The 8,542-nt window shown below is 43.5% G+C and carries 8 protein-coding genes; 5 read left to right on the top strand and 3 right to left on the bottom strand.

The genetic code is table 11. The annotated features are described in order from the left end of the window. Positions 1–145 precede the first annotated feature (145 nt). The 3 genes from VB654_RS22355 to VB654_RS22365 all read right to left on the bottom strand — a co-directional run bounded on the left by VB654_RS22355 (position 146) and on the right by VB654_RS22365 (position 5,398). Entirely contained in the window at positions 146–3,760 is a 3,615-nt protein-coding gene (locus VB654_RS22355) for a PriCT-2 domain-containing protein (RefSeq protein ID WP_323216027.1), read from the bottom strand. Between the two features lie 281 nt (positions 3,761–4,041). Further along, a complete protein-coding gene (locus tag VB654_RS22360) occupies positions 4,042–4,767 on the bottom strand; it encodes a hypothetical protein (protein ID WP_323216028.1) in 726 nt (241 codons plus the stop codon). Positions 4,768–5,146: 379 nt separating this feature from the next. Continuing rightward, positions 5,147–5,398 (bottom strand): helix-turn-helix transcriptional regulator, encoded by a 252-nt coding sequence (locus VB654_RS22365; RefSeq protein ID WP_323216029.1) that lies wholly within the window; start codon positions 5,396–5,398, stop codon positions 5,147–5,149. Positions 5,399–5,503: 105 nt separating this feature from the next. Here VB654_RS22365 and VB654_RS22370 point away from each other — a divergent pair, with 105 nt between their 5' ends. From VB654_RS22370 to VB654_RS22390, 5 genes are all read left to right on the top strand, one after another. Beyond that, a complete protein-coding gene (locus VB654_RS22370) occupies positions 5,504–5,929 on the top strand; it encodes a hypothetical protein (protein ID WP_323216030.1) in 426 nt (141 codons plus the stop codon). Further along, positions 5,926–6,663 carry a hypothetical protein gene (locus VB654_RS22375; protein ID WP_323216031.1) on the top strand — a complete coding sequence of 246 codons (738 nt, stop codon included), beginning with the start codon at positions 5,926–5,928 and terminating at the stop codon, positions 6,661–6,663. The genes VB654_RS22370 and VB654_RS22375 overlap by 4 nt, the downstream gene beginning before the upstream one ends. A gap of 183 nt (positions 6,664–6,846) precedes the next feature. Then, the gene (locus VB654_RS22380) at positions 6,847–7,056 is read left to right on the top strand and encodes a hypothetical protein (RefSeq protein WP_323216032.1); all 210 of its coding nucleotides are present in this window, start codon (positions 6,847–6,849) and stop codon (positions 7,054–7,056) included. Between the two features lie 80 nt (positions 7,057–7,136). Further along, complete coding sequence (locus VB654_RS22385; protein WP_194003743.1) at positions 7,137–7,820, top strand: hypothetical protein; 684 nt, start codon at positions 7,137–7,139, stop codon at positions 7,818–7,820. 189 nt (positions 7,821–8,009) lie between these two features. Next, positions 8,010–8,542 (top strand): hypothetical protein (locus VB654_RS22390; RefSeq protein ID WP_323216033.1); only part of this gene is annotated, 533 nt, incomplete at its 3' end.

Consider the following 8,542-nt stretch of genomic DNA (forward strand, 5'->3'; position numbering starts at 1 on the left):
CCCCTGTATTTGGCATTGAGCCTCAAGGCGCGGCGTGACAAGGCATACTGAACGGGACGCTCACTCAATGATTAAGTAGACAATCATGAAGAAGAGCATCTTTTACTACTGATAGGTCAGTAGAGATGTAAGCAGATAAATTTTTTCAGGTCACTGTCGGGTTAGTTACGGCTTGTACCGGGGCAAAGTCTGAGTAAACTTCGATGGGTAAACAACGCAAGATAATCATCAGCAAGTTAGCCCTAACTTGAGGGGTGCAGTGGTGTAAAATTCGCCGCATCGCAGTTTGGGTAACGCTTATAGCCACTTCAGCTATATGTTTTAAGGCATCTTCTGGTGATGATTCCGACTCAGTAACTAGGTGGGGGAAGTATTCACGGGCAAACCACTTTTCCTCGTCGCTCAAGTCTGTGAAATTTTTATGACTATCGCTATAAAGACTGTCTAATAGTAAAAGTAATATTTTTCTAAACTTAAACCAACCGCCCCAGCGTTTGGTAAATTTGCTCACCCATTCCTGGCTAATGCCGATGATTTTGGCTATCTCAGTTTGACCAATTTTCTGCTGCGACTGCCAAAGCTGGGTGAAGGCTTTGACGATGGCGTGTCCAGTCTGCTGTTGGCGGTTCCCCGCTTCGGTGCAGAAATCGCAGGCATCGACAACCTCTAATTTCACGCCAGGGAGTTCATCTAAGAGGAAACTCAGGTCATAGTCAGCACAGAAGTAGAATGTTAGCTGTTGGTTGGGGCGACGATGAGCGCGTAATCGACCAATCTCTTGAATGATTTCGGCTTCTAGCAATTCGATGAGATACTTTTGGAAGGTGCTTTCTGGGTCTTCTAGGTTGACGGGTTGACCAGTCATCACCTGAAAATGTGCTGCTAACGAGCCGATGTTTTGGTAGGGAATGCCAAAGCTGGCGAGAGCGTCGGCATCACTAAACCTGTTAACACCACGACCATCGACAAAGTGACCGTATTCAATGCGGTTTTCCGCTTGGGATGCGATTTTTTTCCACTCGATAATGCCGATATGCTTGTGCATTTGAAGCAAAGTTTCTTTCAGGGCATTAACACGGTCAGTTAAGGAACTGGAGCGATTTTTAGACAATTTACCCAGCCCAGTGACATTGACCACCTTTAAATTGCTGTAGTCGGGGCGTGACTGCTGGATGACTAACACGGGATCATGATAGTTGAGTTTCAATTTTAACTTCTGGGCGGTGGTAGTGGCATCAAGGTAAATATTAAATTGGGCAGAGTTGGCCAATTCAGTATATTTGGCGTAAGGACGATAAATGGTTACTACACCCCACTTACAAGCCAAAGAACCTTTACCTTTCCAAGCTTCTAGGAAATCGGTGAGCCAGTATAAAGGCAATTCCAGAAATTCTTTACCAGCATTTCGGGAGCTGTCTCTAGTTAATTGCTTGGCAGCATAACGGGCTGCGGTACTTTTTTTGAGTTGTTGGTCTGCCTGGATATCAATGGAATCCAAATCAGCGAGAAAATCTAAATCAGGTTCTAAAATCTGGTGAATCGCTTCCATGTCTAAACCTTCTGGGAAATCCGGCAGTACCGCCCGGATGTCATGATCATTAAACCCGTAACGGGAATTAGGCTTAATATCTTGGGTGAGCAGCGATCGCAAAACCTGTAAAATGGGCTGGAGTTTTGACCATTGTTCAGGGGGTAAGCCGCTTGTAGCTAATTTGGCGACGGTAGTATCAAAATCGCTCAATCTCAATTCCAGTGAACGCACAGGCTTGATGAGTGTACCTGCTTCTTCCCAAATCCGCCCGACTGTGAAAGGTTGACCAGCCGCGTTGGTTAAGGTAACGGGGGTAGAGTCGGGATGCGCTCTGATTTCGGAGTAATTTTGAATGACCGTGCGTTTTTGGTCTCGGAAGCCAAAACCAGGTCCAGAGGCGAAACGACATTGATTCTTAGAGGAACAACCGTCACAGATGGGGCTAATGGAACTTTCCTCAAAATCTAAAGAGTGAAAGTTTTTCTCCCGAAATCCTTCAAATAAGTAACTGCGGTGACAATTGCCATCAGTATCGGGAGTTTCTCCTGGTCTGGGACGGAGGAGGAAATTTTCGCCCATTGGGGTGGTGCGGCTAGTGTCAATTTTTAAACCATTGTGCCGCACGGGGAGGTCAACAAAGTTAGCCTCGATGGGTAGTGTGGATGGGTTTCTGTGGTTGGCATCCTGGTAAATTAATTTATCGATCCCGAAGATGGCAGCTGTCAGTTGTCCAGCGTTGTGGGATTTGCCCAGTCCTGGATGAGAATTATCTAAAATTTGCGTCCAGCCCTTAGATATCGCTTCCACCCAGGCGGCGATATGTTCTTCTGGTTGGCACTCAATATACATATTGCCTGTAATTTCGCTTCTGTGTGGGATATTGCCCTGCTTGTAGACAATTATCTGCCGGCTTGGGGTGGTAGTTTTGGGTACTGGCTGCGGTGATGTGGGTGCTGGCTCTCCTGATGTGGGTACTGGCTGCGGTGATGTGGGTACTGGCTCCCCTGATGTGGGGGTTGAGAATCCTTGAGCCGCTTTAACAACAGGAGCGAAAGCCTGTTTTAATAAGTTTTGAAAACTGGTTAAGTCCTCTCTGACTCGTCCCAATTCCCACTCTTGGCGGGTAATTAGTCCTTCGTCCTGTTGATATGGTTCATACTGCCGTTGCGGAAAGCGGAAGCCGTACTGTTTGGCGATGTGGAACAGTGTCCCAATGGTGATCCCCGCACGTCGGGATCGCTCAAAGCTTCTAATTTTGTCTCGAATGTTCCAGCTTTCCCCTTTGATGCTTGGTGACCACTGCTCTGCTATGATTTCGGCATCAGTAGCCCCGTAATGGCTGTATAGTGCCATTAAGACCTGTAAGCATTCCTGATAATTTCCCGACCCCATGCTGCGCTCAGGAATGTATGATAGTGCCTGTTTTATCAGCTGGTCTATATCCCAGTTGTTGGCTTGTGCTTTCTCTTGGAATTGGATACGGCGGGAAGTAATTTCAGCTATGCGTCGCTCATACTCAATTTTCTCCTGGTGAGCGATCGCTACGGCTTTAGTTATCCATTCTGCTGGTAATGTTGCTTCGGGGTTGACTAGGGGAAATTCGGCTTCGGTGCTGCCATAAAATACACGGGAAGCATCTTTACACGCGGGGTCATGGGGCAGTTCCTGCATCAAGGATCGCGTACAAGCTTCTACCGTATCAGCACCCTCAACATATTGGGGGAGAAGGAAAACCAGTCGAAATTTATGCCAGTCTGGTTTGTGACTAGCTGTGGTATAGATTAAAGCACAGTGTTTTTGGATGAAGGGATGGGCTAGGGCTTCTTCTATGGTTAATTGGTGTTTGTAAACTTTGATGTAGTTGCCGTTAGAGTCTTTGATTGGTTTGCCTTCAAGATCACGGGCGACATCGGAATTATCAATATCGAGTAGTAGCCAGTGGGAACCGATGATATTGGCTTTACTGCGCCATTTACCGCCTAATAAGCCAGCACAAATGGCGTGACCTGCTTTGATATGGCGCTGGACATCAGCTAGAGTGCCTTCTGTATCTCGGAAGTTGGCGGCCAGCTTCTTAAAATCCCAGTCTTTATTTTTTCCAGTGGCGTTATATGCAAACCTGATGATGTTGGGCTGTATAAACTCTTGTGCTGCCCCTGGAGCTTCTGCCTGTTTAGTTGTTGGTGGTTGTGGTGCTTTTGAGTCGTGATTTGGCTGTAATTCTAACATTTTGTCCATCCTCCTTGATGTGTAGTGGAGGAATTGGAGCTATCCGGTGTAGTAATCTTATATACAAGCGTTCGGAAAATTTAGAAGATAAAATTCTTAAATCGCTTTTTTGTCTGGGTTTGCCAGTGTGATAATGGCTTAATACTCCAAAAGATTTGATAAGATTACTATTAGGGATATTAATTAGGCTCGCAAAAACCCAATCCCCAATTCCAATGCAATGGAATCGAAAAATGAAAACCTTGTTGTCCATACCGGACCACGGGTTTTCGGTATTTATCCTATTGGTAATGATTTAACCAAGCCCTAATAAACTCAGTTACTTTCTGCTCCTGAATCACAAAAGCAGTGCCTTTTCTTCTGAGAGCCAAAATTTTCATGCCTTCTATCTCCGTATAAAGATGTTCATTGTGATTTGGAGCCGCCTTGGTAGGAGGCCATAAAACTAAAACTTTGGCTGCGGGTGTCTTTGTTGCTTCCCTTGAAGACATTGCAAACAAGTCTCTGTTTTTGTTTAGCCACTTTTCGTAATCAGCTAACTCAAGCAATGGACAAGGTTTCCACGTAGTCAAACCCCTCTTATTCTTCTTCCGGATCTGTAGAATTTCCCTTGCTTCGTTGTAGACTACCTCCCGATCTCCAAAAGAACGAATGGAGATAAACAGGTGACTTCTGCGTGGAAACCTCACAAACAAGTCCAGAGGGTTCTTGTCTTCGATTTTTTGGACTGGAAAGATTTGTGTACCAACACTTTTAAACTCATCCAAAAGTACGGTTGTTAATTTTTCCAGACGTGCAAGTTTCTCAAGTCGGATCAACGGTTTATAAGCCAAAGCAAAAGCAGCCCAGCCAAGCGGATGAACCATGCCGCCTGTAGCAAGTGCAGTACCACCAGCAATTAGAGCCAGAGCGGACTCATAATCTTTCGCCTCCCTAAGCCACTTTAACGCCGGTTCATTGTGCGGCGGAAGTTGAAAATCGGCTGTTGAGGATTTCATGGCCAACATTGGAGAGACCAGATATTCATATTAATAGTACCTTTACTGATGGTAATCCTTGACACGGCATTTTTTATCAAATAGTCATTTATTTAGATGGAAAATTAAATATGTTTCCCTTATGCCCTCTGGCAAGTGGGCATGAAAAGGGCATGAAAAGGGCATGAAAAACCGGGGTATTTTGGGGTAAATTTTACATTGCAGATTTATTTCATTCTTTGCGTGGTAAGGGTCGCAGTGGCATTTGAAATGTATCTGCAAGTGCCATTTTGGGGGTGCGACAGGGAATAAAGGAGCGATTTTGCGTGTCGCATTAGCTGAAAAGCTGATTCTACCGTTGTTAGAGACAGCGATTTTGCATTCGGGTTTCACGCAGAATCATTTCAAATCAATCAAAATTTACCCCTAAATCTACCCCAAGCGCGGCTTCAATTTTCCGAACAATGTCCTCTGTTATTGGGGATAATGTCGCCTCATTTTCTATTTGATGCCAGTAAGTTCTAGACACCCCTGATTCCTTGCAAATACTCACCAGAGAGCGTTTATCCCCCTCCCTAGCCTTTTTAATCCGTTCCCCCAAACCGGGGAAATCTTTATAAATAATAATTGACCGCTTTACTTGCACTCTAGGCATTTCCATAAAATCTATTGATTCAGTTTACTGTAAAATGTACATAGCTAGTTGACAAGTATCTATAGACAGTTTACACTGCTGACAGATGTAATTCATCTGTATCTGATGCCTATGAAGCAATCAAGCGAAACTTACTACCGCCAAACTTATCAGGCTGTAGCTGGTGAAGTTTCTAATCGTAGGTGGCGAAATCTGCGGAGTGAGTTAGAGCGGTCAGGAATGTCTGTCACGGTCAAAACCTTAAAAATGTTTGCACAGTTTAAGACATTGCACCCACGCACCCCAATCACGAAGCAAGCGATCGCCACTTACGAAAGTTTTCAAAATACTTACACTGATTATTCTGATTTTACTGGCATTGAATTGTTAGAAATACTCAGAACAATCAAACCTCACGTAACAGACCGAATGCTGATAAATGCTTGGTATAAGGCAGGTTTACAGTTTTCGAGAACTGCCAATTACGACTTTAATCAAGCATCAAAAATAGTTTTTTACACCGCAATTACTAGACCATCTAGCAGGATTTACAAATGAAAGAACTCAAGAACAAAGTAGACTCTATCCGCCGAACTCTCAAGACTAAGGGTATTAATGAAGTAACAGCCACCCAGATAGAGGCTAAAATTTTAGAACTTTGTCCAGACTTCCCAGATGATTGGTGTTCTGACATTCGGACAGAAGTAATTAATAGTTTAGTCGTTGATTTGAAAACACCAGAACTGGAACACACCGAACTTGCACCAGTTGAGTCAGAATTAGAAACAACCGCACCTCTAGAGACTTCCGAAGAACTGCAAACAACCGCACCTCTAGAGACTCCTGAAGACTTGGAAACAATCGCCCCTCTGGAGACTTCCAATCACCTCGTAGAAAATACCCAATCTTGTGAATTAGCACTGCAAGAAACTTCTGAATTAGTTGCATCTACTGCCGAAAGCATGGGTATCGCACTAAACCTTGAAGACGTTACAGCCATAGCCGAAAACTTTGATTATGCCAGTACAAATTCAGATGATGAACTGGAAGAGATAAAAGCTGCAATCACTGCCTTTGTCCAGCATAAAGCAGCTTTAAGTAGGCAGAAAATCAAACATATTGTGCAAGAGGTTAAAGAGACAATTCATCATCTGGATGCTGAAAATTCCGAACTGCTAAATGATGGATTAAGGAGCATAAGCCAAGATATCAAAAGCGGTTCCGAACGCTTTCGCCAACAAACAAGACAAGCCCTCAAAGCATTTGCACTCCCACCTAGCAAAGCCGGATAAAAGCTTTGTCATTAGCTTTAACCCTTCAAAAGCCATATCCATCATTCTAATCATTTCATCCCTTGCTGCTGCACTCGTAGCCTTTGATAATTACAGATTTAGTAGGCATAGAGTCACCAAACCAGAGTACAGAGAATTTCAAGATCCTAATATTTACTTGGAGGTTCCCCAGTGGTTCAGAAAATGACTGAAAGTAAGGAATTGTCAACACTAATTGACCAATCCCTAGTGCTAATTGAGCAAATCCAAAAGCATCCAGACTTTCAAGCAGTAGAGTACAGCCCTGATTTAACTTTAGGAGATGCCCAGCAAGCATTGCTAGAACTGCATTGGGAGACTCTACGGCAATCGCAACCAAGTAAAACTTTCTCCCTAGAAGGTTTCACCAGTTAAGAAAGTGCGATTCCTACGGAGTGCATTACCGGAGGAAATCGCAAATAATCCATATAATTTTCACCCCAATATTACCAGCAATGACTAAAAAATTACTCAAAGCCGCAAAATCTCCAACACTCAAGAACCACGTCCAGCCAAAAGCGAAACGAATCAGCAATGTCCTAAAAAACAAGTTTGGTGTCGAATTATCAGACTTTGATGCTGCTTTAAATGGTGATGTCCAAGCTGCCCAAAAAATAGGCGAACTAGCAAGACAAGGTAGTTTAAGCGCTGAATTTGCACCTAAACTAGCCCAATTGTATGAGCAAATCATCTCTGGGACTGAAGCATACAATCAAGCTGTAAGCGATATTTTAGTTCAAGCTGGCAAGTCAGCAATCGCCATTGATAAAGCGACCATGAAAGCCACCCTCGAAAACACCAAATATGGTCATTCGCGGAGTGAGTTAGCGGCTGAGTTTGTGGCTTCTAAGTCGGCGGAATCACAACGCCACAAATACCAGATGAACTACACCCAGATTAAGGGCTATATCGATGCTCACTTGGTAGGAATCGACCAAAAAACCAGTTTATTGGAACAGTCCAATAGACCCGAAATCAAACAAATAGCAGCCGATGAACAATATGAAAAGAAAGAATTAAACGAAGCACTGAATAAAGGAGACAAAGCCAGATATGACCTGATACCTGAGAAAGACTATCAATCATCTCCAGGACTAAAAGCTAAACTGCTACAACTGAAAACTGCACTAGGTTTCTAACCAATAAATAACCCCAGTCGCTTGTCAATCAATTTTAGATTGCTGATTTGAGATTTAAAAAGAAAAAATCTGTTAATCCAAAATCACAAATCCAAAATTGAGAAATCCAAAATTGAGTAATCCAAAATCCAAAATTGGTACAGTCAAGATTTCTGGGGTTTGAGTATGTAAAACCCCACCTATCCTACTATGCAGCCTGACCACCTTGATGAACTGCTAGATACTGAAGACTCAGAACCAAACCAAGACACAGCGCGATATCTGCAATACATTGAAAATAAATTGTATGAAGAGATAGAAGCGCGTAAACGGCTTGACAGTGGGGTGCTATTTCTAGTCTGTCAACTTGGTTCAGTCAGTCTCAGTTGGTTCTTGTTTACCCTACAAGTAAGCATTAGTTTGATAGTTGCAACTTGCATTATTTGTGCATTGCTTCCTGGTTTGATAGATGCTGGCGAAAGTTTCAACTTTGAATTAAGTTCCGAACGTTGGGAGATACGCCACAGTAAACCATTAGTAGCAATTTCAAAACTTGCTATTGGTGGCGTTATTTCCTGGCACTCAACCCGAAAAATTAGCAGTGCAGTCTATCAAACCCATGCAGCCATTAAGGAAACTTACAGCGAGATTAAAGCGGCTGAGTCATTAGGGGGAGGGTTTCAGGTTCCCGGCTTAGAACTATTAATAGCTGGTGTAGTAGGGGTGGGGTTAATAGCCTTTTC

Source organism: Nodularia sp. UHCC 0506, assembly GCF_034931045.1.
GTDB lineage: Bacteria > Cyanobacteriota > Cyanobacteriia > Cyanobacteriales > Nostocaceae > Nodularia.